The organism is Paenibacillus sp. MMS18-CY102, from assembly GCF_009789195.1.
In the GTDB taxonomy this organism is placed as follows: domain Bacteria; phylum Bacillota; class Bacilli; order Paenibacillales; family Paenibacillaceae; genus Paenibacillus_T.
Window position 1 is genome coordinate 103108 of sequence record NZ_WSTC01000013.1, and the last position, 16854, is coordinate 119961.

At 52.7% G+C, this 16854-nt stretch carries 18 protein-coding genes; all 18 read left to right on the plus strand.

The genetic code is table 11. The features are described from left to right. Positions 1–2 precede the first annotated feature (2 nt). The 18 genes from minD to pheA all read left to right on the plus strand — a co-directional run bounded on the left by minD (position 3) and on the right by pheA (position 16847). Positions 3–794: a septum site-determining protein MinD gene (gene minD / locus GON22_RS11630; protein WP_160396267.1), complete on the plus strand. Its 792-nt coding sequence runs from the start codon at positions 3–5 to the stop codon at positions 792–794. A gap of 7 nt (positions 795–801) precedes the next feature. Further along, complete coding sequence (locus GON22_RS11635; protein ID WP_160396268.1) at positions 802–1947, plus strand: FtsW/RodA/SpoVE family cell cycle protein; 1146 nt, start codon at positions 802–804, stop codon at positions 1945–1947. A gap of 170 nt (positions 1948–2117) precedes the next feature. Next, positions 2118–2462, plus strand: coding sequence for a winged helix-turn-helix transcriptional regulator (locus GON22_RS11640; protein WP_160396311.1), 345 nt, complete (start codon positions 2118–2120; stop codon positions 2460–2462). Between the two features lie 202 nt (positions 2463–2664). After that, positions 2665–4077: an allantoinase AllB gene (gene allB, locus GON22_RS11645; RefSeq protein ID WP_237179116.1), complete on the plus strand. Its 1413-nt coding sequence runs from the start codon at positions 2665–2667 to the stop codon at positions 4075–4077. Next, positions 4077–5312, plus strand: coding sequence for an ArgE/DapE family deacylase (locus GON22_RS11650; protein WP_237179117.1), 1236 nt, complete (start codon positions 4077–4079; stop codon positions 5310–5312). Before allB ends, GON22_RS11650 begins: the two co-directional genes overlap by 1 nt. A gap of 25 nt (positions 5313–5337) precedes the next feature. After that, positions 5338–6297, plus strand: coding sequence for a D-2-hydroxyacid dehydrogenase (locus GON22_RS11655; RefSeq protein ID WP_160396269.1), 960 nt, complete (start codon positions 5338–5340; stop codon positions 6295–6297). 165 nt (positions 6298–6462) lie between these two features. After that, positions 6463–7488: a M23 family metallopeptidase gene (locus GON22_RS11660; protein WP_160396270.1), complete on the plus strand. Its 1026-nt coding sequence runs from the start codon at positions 6463–6465 to the stop codon at positions 7486–7488. Then, positions 7481–8362: a M50 family metallopeptidase gene (locus GON22_RS11665; protein WP_160396271.1), complete on the plus strand. Its 882-nt coding sequence runs from the start codon at positions 7481–7483 to the stop codon at positions 8360–8362. The genes GON22_RS11660 and GON22_RS11665 overlap by 8 nt, the downstream gene beginning before the upstream one ends. Before the next feature lie 60 nt (positions 8363–8422). After that, the gene (locus GON22_RS11670) at positions 8423–9649 is read left to right on the plus strand and encodes an Rne/Rng family ribonuclease (protein WP_160396272.1); all 1227 of its coding nucleotides are present in this window, start codon (positions 8423–8425) and stop codon (positions 9647–9649) included. A gap of 194 nt (positions 9650–9843) precedes the next feature. Then, positions 9844–10155 carry a 50S ribosomal protein L21 gene (rplU, locus tag GON22_RS11675; RefSeq protein WP_006039836.1) on the plus strand — a complete coding sequence of 104 codons (312 nt, stop codon included), beginning with the start codon at positions 9844–9846 and terminating at the stop codon, positions 10153–10155. Between the two features lie 12 nt (positions 10156–10167). After that, on the plus strand, positions 10168–10506 hold the full coding sequence (locus tag GON22_RS11680; protein WP_160396273.1) for a ribosomal-processing cysteine protease Prp: 339 nt from the start codon (positions 10168–10170) through the stop codon (positions 10504–10506). A 15-nt stretch (positions 10507–10521) separates the two neighbouring features. Beyond that, complete coding sequence (gene rpmA / locus GON22_RS11685; protein ID WP_160396274.1) at positions 10522–10830, plus strand: 50S ribosomal protein L27; 309 nt, start codon at positions 10522–10524, stop codon at positions 10828–10830. 115 nt (positions 10831–10945) lie between these two features. After that, positions 10946–11683, plus strand: coding sequence for a Spo0B domain-containing protein (locus GON22_RS11690; protein WP_160396275.1), 738 nt, complete (start codon positions 10946–10948; stop codon positions 11681–11683). An 18-nt stretch (positions 11684–11701) separates the two neighbouring features. Beyond that, positions 11702–13021, plus strand: a complete 1320-nt coding sequence (obgE, locus tag GON22_RS11695; protein WP_160396276.1) for a GTPase ObgE — start codon at positions 11702–11704, stop codon at positions 13019–13021. 146 nt (positions 13022–13167) lie between these two features. Next, positions 13168–13605 carry an ACT domain-containing protein gene (locus GON22_RS11700; protein WP_160396277.1) on the plus strand — a complete coding sequence of 146 codons (438 nt, stop codon included), beginning with the start codon at positions 13168–13170 and terminating at the stop codon, positions 13603–13605. A 24-nt stretch (positions 13606–13629) separates the two neighbouring features. After that, positions 13630–14916, plus strand: a complete 1287-nt coding sequence (locus GON22_RS11705; RefSeq protein ID WP_160396278.1) for a homoserine dehydrogenase — start codon at positions 13630–13632, stop codon at positions 14914–14916. Between the two features lie 81 nt (positions 14917–14997). Continuing rightward, complete coding sequence (thrB, locus tag GON22_RS11710; RefSeq protein ID WP_160396279.1) at positions 14998–15969, plus strand: homoserine kinase; 972 nt, start codon at positions 14998–15000, stop codon at positions 15967–15969. Beyond that, positions 15966–16847: a prephenate dehydratase gene (gene pheA, locus GON22_RS11715; RefSeq protein ID WP_160396280.1), complete on the plus strand. Its 882-nt coding sequence runs from the start codon at positions 15966–15968 to the stop codon at positions 16845–16847. Before thrB ends, pheA begins: the two co-directional genes overlap by 4 nt. The last annotated feature ends 7 nt before the right edge of the window (positions 16848–16854 follow it).

A 16854-nucleotide genomic window follows, 5' to 3' on the forward strand; every position in this document is an offset into this window, starting at 1 on the left:
TCATGGGAGATGCGATAGTCGTAACTTCAGGAAAAGGAGGCGTCGGCAAGACGACGACGTCTGCGAATTTGGGCACGGCACTTGCACTGCTCGGCAAAAAAGTATGCATGGTCGATACGGATATCGGATTGCGCAATCTGGATGTCGTCATGGGACTTGAGAACCGTATTGTTTATGACCTAGTCGACGTTGCAGAGGGGCGCTGCCGGCTGCAGCAAGCGCTCGTGAAAGATAAGCGGTTCGAAGAATTGTACATGCTGCCGGCTGCGCAGACGAAAGATAAGCATGATGTCTCGCCAGATCAGGTGCGTGACATGATTCTTGAATTAAAGAAGGATTTTGATTTTGTTATTATCGATTGTCCAGCAGGGATTGAACAAGGCTTCCGTAATGCAGTTGCTGGCGCGGATCGGGCAATTGTCGTTACGACGCCGGAAAATGCGGCGGTTCGCGATGCAGACCGTGTTATCGGACTGCTTGAACAGACGCAAGTTGCTTCGAAGCTGGTCATTAACCGGATTCGGCCAAGCATGCTGAAGACTGGCGATATGCTCGATATCGATGAGGTGTGCCAAGTGCTCGCGATTGATCTGCTTGGCATCGTGCCAGATGACGAGAAGGTCATTAAGTCTGCGAACGCAGGCGAGCCAACCGTCATGGATCCTTCATCGCGTGCTGCAATTGCTTATCGCAACATTGCTCGCCGCATTTTGGGTGACATGGTCCCGCTGATGCCGCTTGAAGATAAGACGGGCATGCTTAAACGATTCCGCAAGTTCCTCGGAATAGGATGAAGCTAGTGTGATTAATAAATTCAAAAAGCTAGACTGGGGCATACTCGTGTTGTTGCTGCTGTTTATGTGCATTAGTACGATGATCGTTCACAGCGCTACATCATACGATCCACGATATGCCTCTTATGATACGAAGACCGTCATTTTTTATTGCATAGGCTTTGGCGTCGTTTTGCTTATGTCCATGATCGATTATCGCTTGCTTCTCAAAGGTTGGTATATCTGGTATGCGATCGGGCTTGTTTCGCTAGTGCTCGTCTTTTTCTTAGCCAAAGAAATTAACGGTGCACGAAGCTGGTTTGAGTTCGGCGGATTGCAGTTCCAGCCTGCGGAGATGGTTAAGATCGTGTTGATCATCGGGATTGCTTTCTTAATGGGAAGGCGGCAGGGAGAACCGCTGCTGCTGACGAATGATGTATTGCCAGTGGCGCTGTATGCATTTATTCCGTTCTTGCTCGTTATGATGCAGCCTGACCTTGGCAACGCGATCATTTATTTGATTATCGTGCTGGGCATGCTCTGGATCGGCAATGTCAAATATACGCATGTGCTTGTCGGATTGTCGGTTGTTGTCGGCTTTATTCTCGTGTTCGGCATTTTGTTTAATACGTACAATGCGCAAATCAAGACGTACCTGACCGAGCATGAGAAGCTGCACTGGTATCAACGGATTAACGGGTTTATGAACCCGGGTAATGCGTCTGAGAAGGAAGTATACCAAGCAACCAAAGCAAAGATCGCTATTGGTTCCGGCGGCCTGGCAGGCGATGGATACTTAAAGGGCGATTCAAAAAATAAAGCGTTCATTTCGTATCCATATTCTGATTCCATCTTCGTCGTCGTCGGGGAAGAGTTCGGGTTCCAAGGCTCAGCGGTGTTGCTGCTGCTATACTTCTTATTGATTTATAGGATGATTCTAATCGCCTTCCAGTGCTATGACAAACGGGGGTCGTTCATGATTATCGGGATTGTCTCGATGTTCGTGTTCCAGATTTTCGAGAATATCGGAATGATGATCGGCTTGATGCCGATTACTGGAATTACGCTTCCGTTTGTCAGCTACGGCGGCACTTCCTTGCTGCTTAACATGCTTTGTATTGGGTTGGTGTTTAGCATTAAAGTGCATCAAGAGAAGTACGAATTAGATACGTAAGCGGCCAAACTCTCCTTTCGTCAGCAGATGAAGGAGAGTTTTTTTGATCGATAAAATGCTGTCGTGGCATGGCTTTCCTGTATATAATAGGATGTAGTTTCCATATTGCAGGGTGTCCGAGCCTATTATTAGGAGTTGAGAGCGTGGAAGAGTCGAGGCATTTGCCAGACATGCATGAGTCGCCTTGCCATTACCGGCGTGCGCTTGAAGTTATATCGAATAAATGGACGGTGCTTGTTTTTTATGAACTGGAAACGGGCGCGAAGCGGTATCATTATTTGAAGAAACAGGTCGAAGGCGTTACCCAAAAAATGTTGACACAAACCTTAAGGCAGCTAGAGCGGGACGGGCTTGTGCATCGGGAGGTTTATCCGACGGTTCCTCCGAGCGTTGAATATTCGCTTACGCCGCTTGGCGAGAGCTTGATTGAGCCGATGCGAATGCTGCACAAATGGACGGAGTCCCACTACGGGTCCGTGCTAGCAGCTAGGGAATTGTACGACCAGCATGCATGACATTGACATGAATTGTTAGGAATTATGAAATGAAGTGCATGACATACGCAATTTCTCGCTGTATGATGTGACTATAACTAACATGGTGATTGGAACATAACCGGCATACGCTACAAGCAAAAATGCTGCCTGTGCTGAAACATGCAACGGCGAATAGGAACGAGGCCTTAGTCAAACAAGGGACAGTTTGGAGGCTGATACGATGATGGCACAGCTCGAATGGGTCGTGAAAGGCGGGGATGCCGTCCTTCCGGATGGGGTGAAGCGGCTTGATATTGGCATTGCAGGCGGCTTAATCGTGGCTATAGGGGAGCACCTGGACACAACCCACGCCCAAATCATTGATGCGGCAGGATTGACTGTCATGCCAGGTGCGATTGATGTCCATGTGCATCTCAATGAGCCTGCTCTTGGCCACTGGGAAGGGTTCCGCACCGGGACGTTGGCCCTTGCTGCAGGCGGATGCACAACTTTTTTCGATATGCCGCTCAATGGAAGGCCACCGACCGTGTCGGTCCCTGCGTTGCGCCTGAAGCAGGCATTGGCTGAATCTGCGTCGCGTATCGATTACGGCCTCTGGGGCGGGCTGATGCCGGGCTATCTGGATCAGATTGAGCCATTGGCAGCGGCAGGCGTCATTGGTTTCAAAGCATTTATGTCCTCGCCGGGCTCGTTCGAGGAAGGGGATTTTTGCGAGGTCGATGATCTTCATCTGCTCAGAGGCATGGCGCGAATCGCGCCAACTGGACGGCTGCTTGCACTTCATGCGGAGAGCGAGCCGATCGTATCTGCCCTTGCTCGCGAAATGAGGCAAGAAGGCAGAGTAGATGCCCGTTCTTATGCGATGTCGCGGCCCGTTTGGGCGGAGCGTGAAGCGGTGAGGCGTGCGCTGTTAGCAGCTGAGATGACCGGATGTCCGGTACATTTCGTCCATATCAGCAGTGCTGAGGCTGTCATGGACATTGCGGAAGCGCGGCGTTCTGGGGTGGATGCCTCGATTGAAACATGCGCGCATTATTTAACGCTGACGGTTGATGATTTTGTACAGCTCGGAGCAATCGCCAAGTGTGCGCCTCCGCTAAGGGATACGTCTAATCTCGAACGGATGTGGGAGCTTATTGCAGACGGCACGATTAATCTGGTGTCCTCGGACCATTCGCCTTGCCCGCCTGAGATGAAGGCAGGGGATAATTATTTTGACATCTGGGGCGGCATATCTGGCGCGCAGAGCACGATGGAGCTGGTGCTTGGCGAAGGCTGCCTGAAGCGGGGAATTTCGCTTGAGAGAGCAGCCCGCATACTTGCGGAAGCGCCAGCTCAGCGGTTTGGAATTTCGGATCGCAAAGGGTCGATACAGGTTGGGCTAGACGCAGACTTAGCGCTTGTCGACTTGAATCATGCGTACACGTTGAAGCAGGAGGACCTATTGGATCGGCATCGCCAAAGCCCATATGTGGGCAGAACATTCGGCTGCCGCGTCATCCGCACCTTAGTGAGGGGGCAGACGGTATACGAAGTTAGCGGGATTGGGCGCGGCGATAAGCAAGGGGGAGGATTGCCTATTCGGCCAACGCCTCTTTTTGCTAATAGGCAACCAAGGAGGCAAGATAGCTGATGGATGATAAAATAAAGCTATTGGCTTGGCTCGACCAAAATGATGAGCGGTTGTATGCAATGATTCAATCGCTTGTGCGTGTACCTTCCGACAACCCGCTAGGCGATTGCAAGCCGATTGCCGCAGAAACCGCTGCACTCCTTGCCCAACATGGCTTTGATCCGGTGCGGCTGCCTATACCCGCTGAAGCAATTCACGCAGCGGGCATGCAATCTGCTGATAATATAGTAGCAGAGCTCCTTGTTGGCGATGGCTGCGGCCCAGTCATTGTCTTGAATGCGCATGGCGACGTCGTGCCTCCAGGCGAAGGGTGGCACTATGATCCGTATGCTGGTGATATTGTGGAAGGCAAACTTTATGGACGAGGCGCAGCGGTGTCCAAGTCGGATATTGCGGTCTATACGTTCGCAGCGATGGCGCTTCGCGAAACCGGTGCCGCAGGTGCTGGGAAGCTCGTGCTAGCATTTACCTTTGATGAAGAAACCGGAGGCGAGATCGGTCCACAGCGGCTGCTGCAGGAAGGGCAAATTCGTCCGGATTACGCGATTTGTGCAGGGTTTACCCATTCGATCGTCCATGCGCATAACGGGTGCTTGCACTTGGAAGTTACGGTTAAGGGCAAGTCGGCGCATGCCGCCATCCCTGACACAGGCACAGACGCTATCGAAGCGATGAATGGGCTGCTCCAAATGTTATATGCGCATCGCGCTGAGCTGCAAGCGATTCAATCGAACATCACCGGCATTCAATCGCCGACGCTGAATGTTGGCTTGATTAACGGCGGCATTAATACGAATGTAGTGCCGGATCGATGTACGATTCGGCTGGACCGCCGCATTATACCGGAAGAGCAGCCGGAACAGGCGGAGCGGGAGCTGGTTAAGCGGCTGGAAGAAGCTGCGGAGCAATACCCAGGCGTTACGATAGAGATACGCCGCATCTTGCTGGCGCTGCCCTTCGGCCCTGTGCCAGAGAGCTCTCCGCTTATTGGTGCACTCCAGCATAATGCTAGCCAGCTCCTTGGGGAGAGGCTGCCAATTGAAGGCGTGCCGCTATACGCGGATGCGAGGCATTTTTACGAAGCGGGCATTCCGGCCGTGATGTTCGGGGCAGGCCCCCGCACATTAGCAGAAGCGAACGGGCATCGGGCGGATGAGCATGTCGAGCTGGCGGATGTTTCCGCCGCTGTCCGGATTGTCGCCTTGTCGTTATATGATCTATTTAACCTTGCGTGATGAGGGCAATTGAAGGAGATTAAGCATGAACATAGTAGTTCTGGACGGATATACGCTTAACCCGGGCGATTTGAGCTGGGTGCCTTTGGAGCAGTTGGGCAGCTTGACCGTGTACGAGCGTACGGAGCGTGAGCAATTGCTGGAGCGCGCGCAAGGTGCGGATGTGCTTTTGACGAACAAAACGCCTCTTGACGCAGCCGTCCTGGCCGAACTGCCTGCGTTGCGATACATTGGCGTACTTGCGACGGGCTATAACGTCGTTGATACGAGGGCAGCTTCCGAGCGTGGCATTGTGGTGACGAATATTCCTGGCTATAGTTCCGCTTCGGTTGTCCAACTCGTCTTTGCTTATTTGCTGGAGCATTGCCATCATGTGCAGCGCCATAGCGATGAAGTGCAGGCGGGAAAATGGAGCGCTAGCGCCGATTTTACATTCACTAGCTATCCGCTGGTGGAGTTAGTTGGCAAGACGATAGGGATTGTTGGTTTCGGGCAAATTGGCCAGCAAGTGGCACGGGCCGCGCTTGCCTTCGGGCTGCATGTGAGGGTCTATTCCCGCACAGCGAAGCAGGTAGAGGGGCTTGGGCAAGTTCAATTCGTTCCGTTCGATGAGCTGTTGGAGCATTCGGATTTTATTACGCTGCATTGCCCTTTAACGCCAGATACGCAGGGGCTTGTGAACAAGGATTCGATTGCACGAATGAAGCCATCGGCTTTCTTCATCAACACGGCGCGAGGGGGGCATGTGGTAGAGGCGGATCTTGCAGAAGCGCTGAATGCGGGCGCTATTGCGGGAGCGGCTTTAGATGTTCTCACGGCCGAGCCGCCGCATGCGGATAACCCGTTGCTTACCGCGCGCAATTGTATCATTACGCCGCATATCGGCTGGGCTACCTTAGAAGCGAGGGCACGCTTGATGCATATAGCTGTTCATAATTTGAAGAGCTATATGGCTGGTGAAACGGTTAATCGCGTGAATGCTTAATTGGACTGGGAAACAGATAAACAAAAGGCAGCCGAAGATGCGTCAGTTAGAGCATCCTCGGCTGCCTTTCGTTTCCAAATAATCGTGTGGCAGCTTGCCTTCACTCTGTTCATAGTTGTCCTAGCTCTGTCATACATATAGGACAAGTGAAGGAGGGCGATGAAGATGAATGATCGCATCCGCGAGAGGCAGCAGCAGCGGATTCGCCGCATTATTGAGCAAGGGCGAGCAATTCCGTCTTGGGAAGAACCATATTTGGAACGTCCGCCATATCCGCAAGTTGAACAGACGAGCGTGCCGCCGCCTGCTGTTGTACAGCCTATATCCAACCCATCGCCGGCATCGTCCCAGCCTAGGCAGGCACAGCCTTCGAAGCCATCTCAGGCGTGGCCGCCTGCGCAACCGTCTCCTGCGAGAAGGGTGGGCATCAAAGATCCGAGATCAATGGGGCTTTACGGGCAGGACCCGGAGAAGCTATGGAAAGCAAATGGCGCCCCGTGGCTGGGCTGGGAAGCGGGTCCGCAGGGGCCACAGGATCCATCTGTCCGTTTGCATACTGGCGGCAGCGGATCGAGATTATGGCGTTTGCTCGGCCTGCAGTTCGTAGCTAGCGCTATTATATTTGGTGCGGTGTGGGGGATGTTTAAGCTGCAAGAAGGGCCGGCAGTGAAGGGGCAGGCATTCGTCACAGCTGCGCTTACCTCGGAAATTAATTTCAAAGGCGTATCCGACTGGTATTCCCGCACATTCGCGGGCTCGCCAGTATTTATACCGCTATTCGGCGATAGCGATGAAGTTCAGACGGTCGGCGGAGGTGCGCAGGCTGAGATGGCTGTGGTGTCTCCGCTGCCAGAATCCTCTTTGGTGAAGTCGTTTGCGGAATCGCTAAGCGGCATTGAGCTGGCTGGCCAATCCGCTGAAGCGGTAGAAGCCGCAGAGACAGGGCAAGTTATTTTGATTGCGCCGGACACAGGCAAAGGCCAGACCGTCGTCATTCAGCACGCGGGAGGAAGGCAGACACATTACGGCCTGCTTGGGGACGCAACGGTCAACAAGAACGATTGGGTAGAGGCGGGGGACGTCATCGGGCATCTGCGCACAACAGATGAAGGCGAGGCAAGCTTGCTTTATTTTGCAGTTAAGCAAGAAGGGCGTTACGTCGATCCGACGGACGTGATTCCGCTTGATTAAAGCGTTTGGCATCGTATGGTCCGTTCATCCGCTGTTCGTGATCGTGATGTTGCTGTCGGTTGCGGCGGGACGGTTCGCTGAGTTATTGACGCTTTTCGCCCTTGTATTCGTGCATGAGCTTGGGCATGTCGTAGCAGCGCGCGCGTTTGGCTGGACGATACGCGAGGTCAAGCTGCTTCCGTTCGGCGGCGTTGCTGAGGTTGAAGAAGCTGGGGGCATGCCTTCGCGCGAGGAAGCTATCGTCGCTTTGGCGGGACCGCTTCAGAACGTATGGATGGGGCTGCTCGCTTGGGGGCTAGGCCAGACAGGCGTATGGGATGCAGGGTGGACGCAGGATTTGATCTCGGCCAATGCGATGATTGTGTTGTTCAATCTGCTGCCCATTCACCCCTTAGATGGCGGGAAGCTGCTGCAGTGCTTGCTGGGCTTAATGATGGCTTATCATCGGGCACTTTCTTGGACAGTCGGCATTAGCATTGTGCTCAGCCTAATGCTCGGATTGGCAGCATGCGCTTACCAGCTATGGCCAGGTGGCCATATTCAACTGAATCTGCTTACGATCGCAGTGTTCCTGCTCGCAACGAACATGACGCAGCGGCGCCACTTGCCGTTTCTATTCATCCGGTTTCTCGTCAATCGGGATCGCTATGCCCAGCGCAGGATCGCCAGAGGCGCTAATGCTTCGCCCATCATCGTCCATCCCGAAGAAGCTGTACATTCGGTTCTGCGCCTTTTGTTGCGCGATAAAGTCCACTTGATCTATGTCACTTCCTTGCGTGGGGAGCTGTTGGGCGTATTGCCGGAGTATGAACTGCTGCATGGCTTCTTTACGTCTCCTAATCCTAATCGCGTGATAGGTGAGCTGATCGTTTGAACCGTAAACGGATCATGCTATAATCGTCCTGAATGATCATGGGACGGCAGGTGAGCGTTTATGAAACAATTACTGGTCAATTGCCGTGTTGACGGCGTTCATGCAGCAGTGTTGGAGGATGGGGTGCTGGCGGACTATGCGTCGGAACGGCAGGATCCTGAACAGCCTGGGCGTTCGCAGCCTGGTGCGCTTCTTGGCAATATTTATCGTGGGAAAGTGGTCAATGTGCTGCCCGGCATGCAGGCTGCGTTCCTTGATATCGGATTAGCGAAAAATGCTTTCCTATACATTGATGATGTGCTAGGCGTCAATCTAGGAAAGGGCAAGGATAAAGAAAGGCCCTCTATCCGCGATGTGCTGAAGATTGGACAAGAGCTTGTCGTCCAGGTGATGCGGGAGGCAAGCGGAGCCAAAGGGGCGAGGGTCACGATGCATGTTTCATTGCCGGGCAGATGGCTTGTGTATATGCCTAGCGCAGGCTATGTTGGCGTGTCGCGCAAGATCGAAGATGAGAAGCAGCGGGAGCGTCTCCGGTTGTTTGGCGAGCGAATGCGCCTTCGTGAGGAAGGGGTTATATTGCGAACGGCAGCGGCAGGCGTATCGGATGCTGCATTAACAGACGACCTGTCATTCCTGCGCGATCGCTGGCTCCAAATTTCTGATTATGCGAAGCAGCGCAAGGCGCCCGCTGAGCTGCATCGGGAGGCAGGGCTCGTCTATCGGATCGTGCGGGACATGCTGACTGCGGATATGGACGAGATATGGGTCGACACGGAAGAGGTATACGAACAGACCATTGCATTAGTCCGCGAGATGGTTCCAGGCAGCGAAAAGAACGTTAAGCTGTATCCAATGGGAAGGCAAGCGGGGCTGTTCGATTATTATGGCGTCAACCAGCAAACGGATTTAGCGCTTAGCCGGATCATTCAGCTTGCCAGCGGCGGCTATATCGTATGGGACGAGACTGAGGCGTTGACCGTCATCGATGTCAACACGGGCAAATATACCGGAACGGACAAGCTGGAGGACACGCTTTACCGTACGAATGCAGAGGCAGCGGAAGCGATTGCTCGCTTGCTGCGCCTTCGGGATACAGGCGGCATTATTATAATTGATTTTATCGACATGCAAGAAGAGAAGAACCGGCAGCGCATTTCACAGCGGATGGAGGAGCTTGTGCGCCGTGACCGCATTAGATGCACTGTAGTCGGCTGGACAAGGCTCGGGCTGATGGAGATGACGCGCAAGAAAGCAAGAGCAGCTGCATCTGCCCAATTGCCGGAATAAAGGCCGCATTCATTCAATGTTCGGATAAGGGTTGAACAAATGAAGTGGGCGTGATACAATACTCGGGTGTATATTCGCGGCATGAACCGCGATGCGCACAAGGTACCGCTCCGATCGGGTATAGAAGCGCAATGCGCTTGGCGCATGCCACCTAGATTCAGGCGAGTCTTCGACTATAAGGAGGTGCACCATCCATGTACGCAATTATTGAAACGGGCGGCAAGCAATACAAAGTCCAAGAGGGCGATGTTCTTTTCATCGAGAAACTCGAGGCTGGCGCAGGCGAAAGCATTACTTTCGATCGCGTTCTTGCCGTATCCAAAGGCGACGCTCTCGTCGCAGGAACGCCGGTTGTAGCCGGAGCATCGGTTTCTGCTAAAGTTGAGAAGCAAGGCCGCGGTAAAAAAATCATCGTTTACAAATACAAAGCGAAGAAAAACTACCGTCGTAAGCAAGGCCACCGTCAACCGTACACGAAAGTGACGATTGAATCCATCAAAGCGTAATCGGTTCACGAGATGATTACGGTCACATTGGTGCGGAGCACTGCTAACCGGCGAATCGTATCGTTCGCGGTCTCCGGACATGCGGATTATGCGAAACGTGGACGAGATATCGTCTGTGCAGGCGTTTCTGCAGTTACCGTGGGCACAGTGAATGCGATCGAAGCAGTTGCAGGCGTAACGCTTCCGGCGTCGATGCGGGACGGATGGGTGCAGTCGGATATTCCGATGCAGCCCGATTCGTCCATCGACGAGCGGGTACAACTGCTGCTTGAGGGCATGGCGGTCATGATTGATACGATTCGGCAATCGTACGGCAAGTACGTTGCTATTCAAGAACAACTCGTCGAATAAAGGAGGGAAACCACCATGTTGAAATTAGATCTTCAGTTATTCGCTTCCAAGAAGGGCGTAGGCTCGACGAAGAACGGACGTGACAGCCACTCGAAACGCCTCGGCGCTAAACGCGCAGACGGTCAGACGGTAACGGCAGGAAGCATCCTCTTCCGTCAACGCGGAACGAAAATTCACCCAGGCACTAACGTTGGAATCGGTAAAGATGACACGTTGTTCGCATTGGTAGAAGGCGTCGTTAAGTTCGAGCGTTGGGGACGCGACCGCAAAAAAGTTAGCGTTTATCCAGTTACTGTTGCAGCGGTAGCTGCAGCAGTTGAATAATAACGCTTCATCTAGTGCCCGGCCTGATGTTATAGGCCGGGTTTTTTAATAGGATAACAGTTCATCCGCATTAATTGGCATGTACCGCACTACATAGAAAGTGGGATATTCGCGAATGAAACGGGTAGGTTCGGCTAAACTTTACGTATCGGTATCGTTGCTGCTGCCAGCAGCCTGTTTGTTCATATGGCGAACAGCATGGTGGCCAATTGTCGTTTTTGTCGTTTGGTCGGCGATTACGATTGTGCTATGGGTGCATTCGGAACGCAAGGAGCAGCGGGACAGGCAAGCTAGGCTTGGGCATGCACTCCAGACTTCGGCGATTCGAACGCTTAATCATCATCGGCATGACTGGATGAATGACCTCCAAGTGTTGTATGGCTATATTCGGATGAATAAGCAAGATAAGGCTGTTCAGTGTGTGGAGGGTATTCGGGAGCGAATGATTGCAGAGAGCCGTATCGCAAAGCTCGGCGTGCCTTCGCTCGTAACGTACTTGCAGTCCTTCCGTACGATGACCCATTCGATGCAGTTGCATGTCGTCATAGATGGTGAACTGGATATGGAAGAAATACCGATCGATAAGAACGGCGTTGCCGAAACGCTAATCGATATCATGAATGTTTATCGGTTCGGCATGAAGCAAAGCACTGGAGAACCGGCTAAGCTCACACTACAGATGGCTCGGGATAACAAGTCACTGCATGCCGTTTTTTTCTATGACGGGGAATGGAATGACATTGAGGATTCAATGCACAAAATAAAACAGCGGCTGAAAAATTCGCCGCTGCAGCCGATCAGTTCGGAGCAGTCGCTTGCAGAGCTGCCGCTTAAGGCTGAACTGCGCGGTTGAACGGAGGCCAAAATCAACATGTTTGTAGATAAAGCGAAGATTTTTGTAAAAGGCGGAGACGGCGGCAATGGCATCGTGTCCTATCGCAGGGAGCTCTACGTGCCAGACGGCGGGCCTGCTGGCGGTGACGGCGGACGCGGGGGCAACGTTATTTTTCGCGTGGATGAAGGTTTGCGTACGTTAGTCGATTTCCGTTACCAGAAGCATTTTAAGGCGAAGCCAGGCGAGCGTGGCAAAGTTAAAGGCATGCACGGCGCGGGCGCGGAAGATATGATCGTACGCATACCGCCGGGCACGGTTATCGTGGACGACGATTCGCAAGCGATTATTGCCGATATGACGCGCCACGGACAAGAAGTGATCATTGCGCGCGGCGGGCGCGGCGGACGTGGCAATATGAGATTTGCGACGGCGAACAATCCTGCACCGGACATTTCGGAGAACGGTGAAGAGGGCCAAGAGCGTTGGGTCGTGCTCGAGCTGAAAGTAATGGCGGATGTAGGGCTCGTTGGATTCCCAAGCGTCGGCAAGTCGACCTTGTTGTCCGTCGTATCTGGAGCGAAGCCGAAGATCGGGGCCTACCACTTTACGACAATCACGCCTAATTTGGGTGTTGTAGACGTAGGGGATGACCGGAACTTCGTCATGGCGGATTTGCCAGGTCTAATCGAGGGCGCGAGCGAAGGCGTTGGGTTGGGCCACGAATTTTTGCGGCATGTTGAACGTACGCGGGTAATTATCCACGTTATCGATATGGCAGCGACGGAAGGCCGCGATCCATTCGATGATTGGGTCAAAATCAACACCGAGCTGAAGCAATACAACGAGAAGCTGTCGGAAAGGCCGCAAATTATTGCTGCCAATAAGATGGACATGCCTGGCGCTGATGAGCAGTTGGAGCTGTTCAAGCAGCAGCTTGCTGAAGTAGCAGGCGACCGCCAGTATGACATTATTCCGATGTCATCCTTGACGCGCCAAGGCGTACAGGATCTGCTCTACAAGGCAGCTGACGTACTGGAGACGGTTCCGGACCAGCCATCCTTGGAAGACGTTAGCGATCTCGCTGAGCGTAAGGTGTACAAATTCGAGAAGAACGAAGAGATTACGTTCCGCGTATTCCGTGAGGATGAAATCTTCGTTGTCGAGAGCGAAGGCATTGAGCGCCTAATGCGGCGTACGAATTTGAATTCGTATGATGCGATTATGCGTTTTGCCCGCATTTTGCGAAACCTTGGCGTCGATGCCGCGTTGCGGAAAATCGGGGCGAAGGACGGCGATACGTGCCGAATCGGCAACTATACGTTCGAATTCTTCGAAGGCAGCGACTATCAATATTGATCAAGACGGCGGATGCCGTCTTTTTTTTATAAGTTTTCAATAAAAGGGAGAGCTGGCACTTCGCGGTTTGCCTATTGTCAAAGTACGTAAATTCGCGTACAATGTCCACTATAGGTGAACAATTGTCTCTTTCAGGAGGACGATAAATGACGGCACGTTATTATGTCGTTCGCGAAGACATTTTGCCAGAAGCGATCGTCAAGACGATTCAGGTGAAGGACATGCTTAAGCGGGGCGAAGCCGCTACCGTGCATGAAGCAGTAGAGCGTGTGGGCCTAAGCCGGAGCGCTTTCTACAAATATAAGGACGGGGTCTATCCGCTTAGCGAGTTGGACCGGGAGCGAATCGTGACAGTATCGATGGATTTGGACCATCGATCGGGCATTTTGTCCCGCGTGCTTGGATTGGTAGCTGGCCTAGAGGGCAATGTGTTGACGATTAATCAGAGCATCCCCCTGCAGGGGCTGGCTAATGTCGTCATATCGGTTGATACGTCGTATATGACAGAAGAGCTGTCCGCACTCATGGATCGGATACGCAGCCTTGAGGGTGTCCGCAAAGCCTCGGTCATCGGGCAGGGGTAAATTACGGTTGATGGAGGTCATCGGATGAAACCAGTTAAAGTAGGATTACTCGGTCTAGGGACAGTAGGAACCGGCGTGGTTCGGATCGTAGAAGGCCATCAAGAAGATCTGCAAAGCCAGGTTGGCTCGGCAATCGTCATTGAGAAAATTCTGGTTCAAAATAAATCGAAGCAACGCTCAATCAGCATCGACCAATCGAAACTAACGGAAGATCCGTGGGATGTTATTCGCGATCCAGAGATTGACGTCATCGTCGAAGTAATGGGCGGAATCGGCGATACGAAAGCTTATATTCTTGAGGCGCTAGCACGCGGCAAGCATGTCGTGACGGCGAATAAAGACCTAATGGCCCTGCACGGTCCCGAGATCATCGCAACGGCAACGGAAAACAAATGCGATGTGTTGTATGAAGCAAGCGTAGCGGGAGGCATCCCAATTATCCGAACGCTGATTGAAGGCTTCTCCTCCGATCGCATTACGAAAATTATGGGCATTGTGAACGGCACGACGAACTTCATTCTGACGAAGATGAGCCAAGAGGGCGCATCCTATGATGCGGTATTGAAAGAAGCGCAAGAGCTGGGGTATGCAGAAGCTGACCCGACTTCGGACGTTGAAGGCCTTGACGCTGCCCGTAAAATGACGATTTTGTCAACGCTAGGCTTCCGTGCGAACGTTGCGCTTGAGGATGTGTCGGTACAAGGCATCTCCTCCGTTAGCCAAGAGGATATCGCCTATGCGAAGCGCCTCGGCTACGAAGTGAAGCTGCTCGGCATTGCAGAACGCCAGGATGACTACATCAGTGTTAGCGTGCAGCCGACGATGGTAAAGCTGAGCCATCCGATTGCATCGGTAAACGGCGTATTCAACGCGGTTTATGTACATGGCGAAGCGGTTGGCGAGACGATGTTCTATGGCGCAGGCGCGGGTGAGCTCCCGACGGCAACGTCCATCGTAGCCGATTTGGTTGCAGTTGTTAAAAATTTGAAGCTAGGCGTGAACGGCAAACAAGGCGTTATCTCATACAAAGAGAAAAAGCTGAAGACGGACGACCAGATTTCGTCCAAATACTTCTTGCTGCTCAATGTTGCAGACCGTGCAGGCGTACTAGCGCGGATTACGCAAGTGTTTGCGGAGCATGAGGTAAGTTTGCAGTCTGTCTTGCAGCAGCCGAACCCGCATAATCCAGAGGCAGAAATTATCGTTATTACGCATGACGCGAACAAGGCGGCAATGAACCAAGTGCTGAAGGCATTCCAATCGCTGGATGTTATCCGTGAAGTGAAAAGCGTCTATCGCGTAGAAGGCTAGGCAATCATACAAATTTTCTCGGGCGTCGCTTAGGCGGCGTCCGATTCCACTATATGTGAGAAGGCTGGAGTTGAGGGAAACATGTACGGACCACGCATAATCGTTAAAGTGCCGGCAAGCACAGCAAACCTAGGGCCGGGCTTTGATACACTCGGCATGGCGCTGTCTTTATTCGCTTGGGTAGAGATGGGGCGAGCGGCAGAGACGACTATTACGCTATATGGCGATCAAATGAATGGAGTGCCGACCGATAAATCCAATCTGATTTATAAAGTCGCGCAGATGGTGTTCAATGAGGCAGGCGTTTCTGTACCGGAATTGTCCATTTCCATGTACAGTGATATTCCACTCACGCGTGGGCTGGGCAGCAGCGCTTCGGCGATTGTCGGTGCACTTGTTGCAGCGAATGCGCTCATTGGCTCACCATTGTCTGACCATAAGCTGTTCCAAATGGCGACGGCACTCGAAGGCCATCCCGATAATGTTGGCGCTTCATTGTTCGGCGGCATTGTCGTTTCTGCATGGGATGGCGAAGAAGCAAGCTATGTGCGGATCGTTCCGCATCCATCGCTGCAGGCGCTAGTGGCTGTGCCGTCGTTCCAGCTGTCGACGGAGAAAGCGCGCCATGCGCTGCCCAAGGAAGTCAGCATGGCGGATGCCATCTACAACGTAAGCCGCAGCTCGTTGCTCGTCGCAGCGCTTGCAACCGGCCAGTTGGAGCTGGTTAGCAAGGCAATGAAGGATCGGCTGCATCAGCCGTACCGCGCCCCGTTGATTCCAGGAATGGAAACGATTTTGGCTCAAGCCTCGGAGCATGGCGCTCTAGGCGCAGCTTTAAGCGGTGCAGGCCCGACGCTCATTGCATTCGTCGATACGAACAGCGGGCGCAAGCAGGAGCTGGAGCAATTTTTGCTGGATACGCTAGCTCGGGAAGATATTGAAGCTGAGGCGATCTGGCTTGAGCCTTTCAATAACAGCCCGCAGTTGTATCAAGCCGAAGAAGGCGACCATAGGCCGCTGATTGACCGAATTCGCAGCGAGGTGCGCGCATGATTCGAGTATCTGTATTGCCGCAAGGCTCAACTTCGGATGATGCTGCGCGCCATTTGTTCAAGGGGATTGAAGATGTATCGTATGACTACCACCGCATTATTGCAGATGTGTTTCTAAGCACTGCGGAAGGCCGGTCGGATTACGCTGTCATTCCAATCGAGAATACGATTGATGGATCGGTTGGCTTACATACGGACTGGTTGATCGATGAGGTGGACTTGCCGATTCAAGCAGAATGGGTCTATCCCTCTGTGCAAAATCTCGTCGGATTACGCTCCGAACTAACGGATGGCAACGGTGTACTCGATTACTCCCGCATCAAGAAAGTCATGAGCCACCCAGTGGCGATGGCGCAATGCTTGCAATTTTTGCGTAAACATATTCCACACGCGGAGCTGGAGCATATCGGGAGCACGGCAGAAGCGATTCGCATCGTTCGGGACAACCCGGGACTTGGTTGGGCGGCGATCGGCCAGAAGACAGCAGCAGCTAATAATGACCTGAACGTGCTGCAAGAGGGCGTTACGGATCATGATAACAACTACACCCGATTTTTGCTGGTCGGCCCTAAACCGCTGGAAGGCAAAACGTCAGATAAGCAGAAAACGACGATTATCGTCTCCCATCCTGAAGATTATCCAGGCGGGCTGCACCAGGTACTGTCGGCATTCGCTTGGCGCCGAATTAACCTTTCACGGATCGAATCGCGCCCAACGAAGAAACGGCTCGGCACCTATTACTTTATGATTGATGTCGACAAGTCATTGGATACGATTTTGCTGCAGTCCGCTATTGCTGAGATTGAGGCGATCGGCTTCCAAGTTCGCATTATGGGCACGTATCCGACCTTTTCGTACGAGCCAACAGAAGAAGCATAATGGATAG

Bases quoted from the DNA above. Each gene is read 5' to 3' on its own strand.
- minD (WP_160396267.1), top strand. From the start codon at position 3: ATGGGAGATGCGATAGTCGTAACTTCAGGAAAAGGAGGCGTCGGCAAG.
- GON22_RS11640 (WP_160396311.1), top strand. From the start codon at position 2,118: ATGCATGAGTCGCCTTGCCATTACCGGCGTGCGCTTGAAGTTATATCG.
- allB (WP_237179116.1), top strand. From the start codon at position 2,665: ATGATGGCACAGCTCGAATGGGTCGTGAAAGGCGGGGATGCCGTCCTT.
- GON22_RS11650 (WP_237179117.1), top strand. From the start codon at position 4,077: ATGGATGATAAAATAAAGCTATTGGCTTGGCTCGACCAAAATGATGAG.
- GON22_RS11655 (WP_160396269.1), top strand. From the start codon at position 5,338: ATGAACATAGTAGTTCTGGACGGATATACGCTTAACCCGGGCGATTTG.
- GON22_RS11660 (WP_160396270.1), top strand. From the start codon at position 6,463: ATGAATGATCGCATCCGCGAGAGGCAGCAGCAGCGGATTCGCCGCATT.
- GON22_RS11670 (WP_160396272.1), top strand. From the start codon at position 8,423: ATGAAACAATTACTGGTCAATTGCCGTGTTGACGGCGTTCATGCAGCA.
- rplU (WP_006039836.1), top strand. From the start codon at position 9,844: ATGTACGCAATTATTGAAACGGGCGGCAAGCAATACAAAGTCCAAGAG.
- GON22_RS11680 (WP_160396273.1), top strand. From the start codon at position 10,168: ATGATTACGGTCACATTGGTGCGGAGCACTGCTAACCGGCGAATCGTA.
- rpmA (WP_160396274.1), top strand. From the start codon at position 10,522: ATGTTGAAATTAGATCTTCAGTTATTCGCTTCCAAGAAGGGCGTAGGC.
- GON22_RS11690 (WP_160396275.1), top strand. From the start codon at position 10,946: ATGAAACGGGTAGGTTCGGCTAAACTTTACGTATCGGTATCGTTGCTG.
- obgE (WP_160396276.1), top strand. From the start codon at position 11,702: ATGTTTGTAGATAAAGCGAAGATTTTTGTAAAAGGCGGAGACGGCGGC.
- GON22_RS11700 (WP_160396277.1), top strand. From the start codon at position 13,168: ATGACGGCACGTTATTATGTCGTTCGCGAAGACATTTTGCCAGAAGCG.
- GON22_RS11705 (WP_160396278.1), top strand. From the start codon at position 13,630: ATGAAACCAGTTAAAGTAGGATTACTCGGTCTAGGGACAGTAGGAACC.
- thrB (WP_160396279.1), top strand. From the start codon at position 14,998: ATGTACGGACCACGCATAATCGTTAAAGTGCCGGCAAGCACAGCAAAC.
- pheA (WP_160396280.1), top strand. From the start codon at position 15,966: ATGATTCGAGTATCTGTATTGCCGCAAGGCTCAACTTCGGATGATGCT.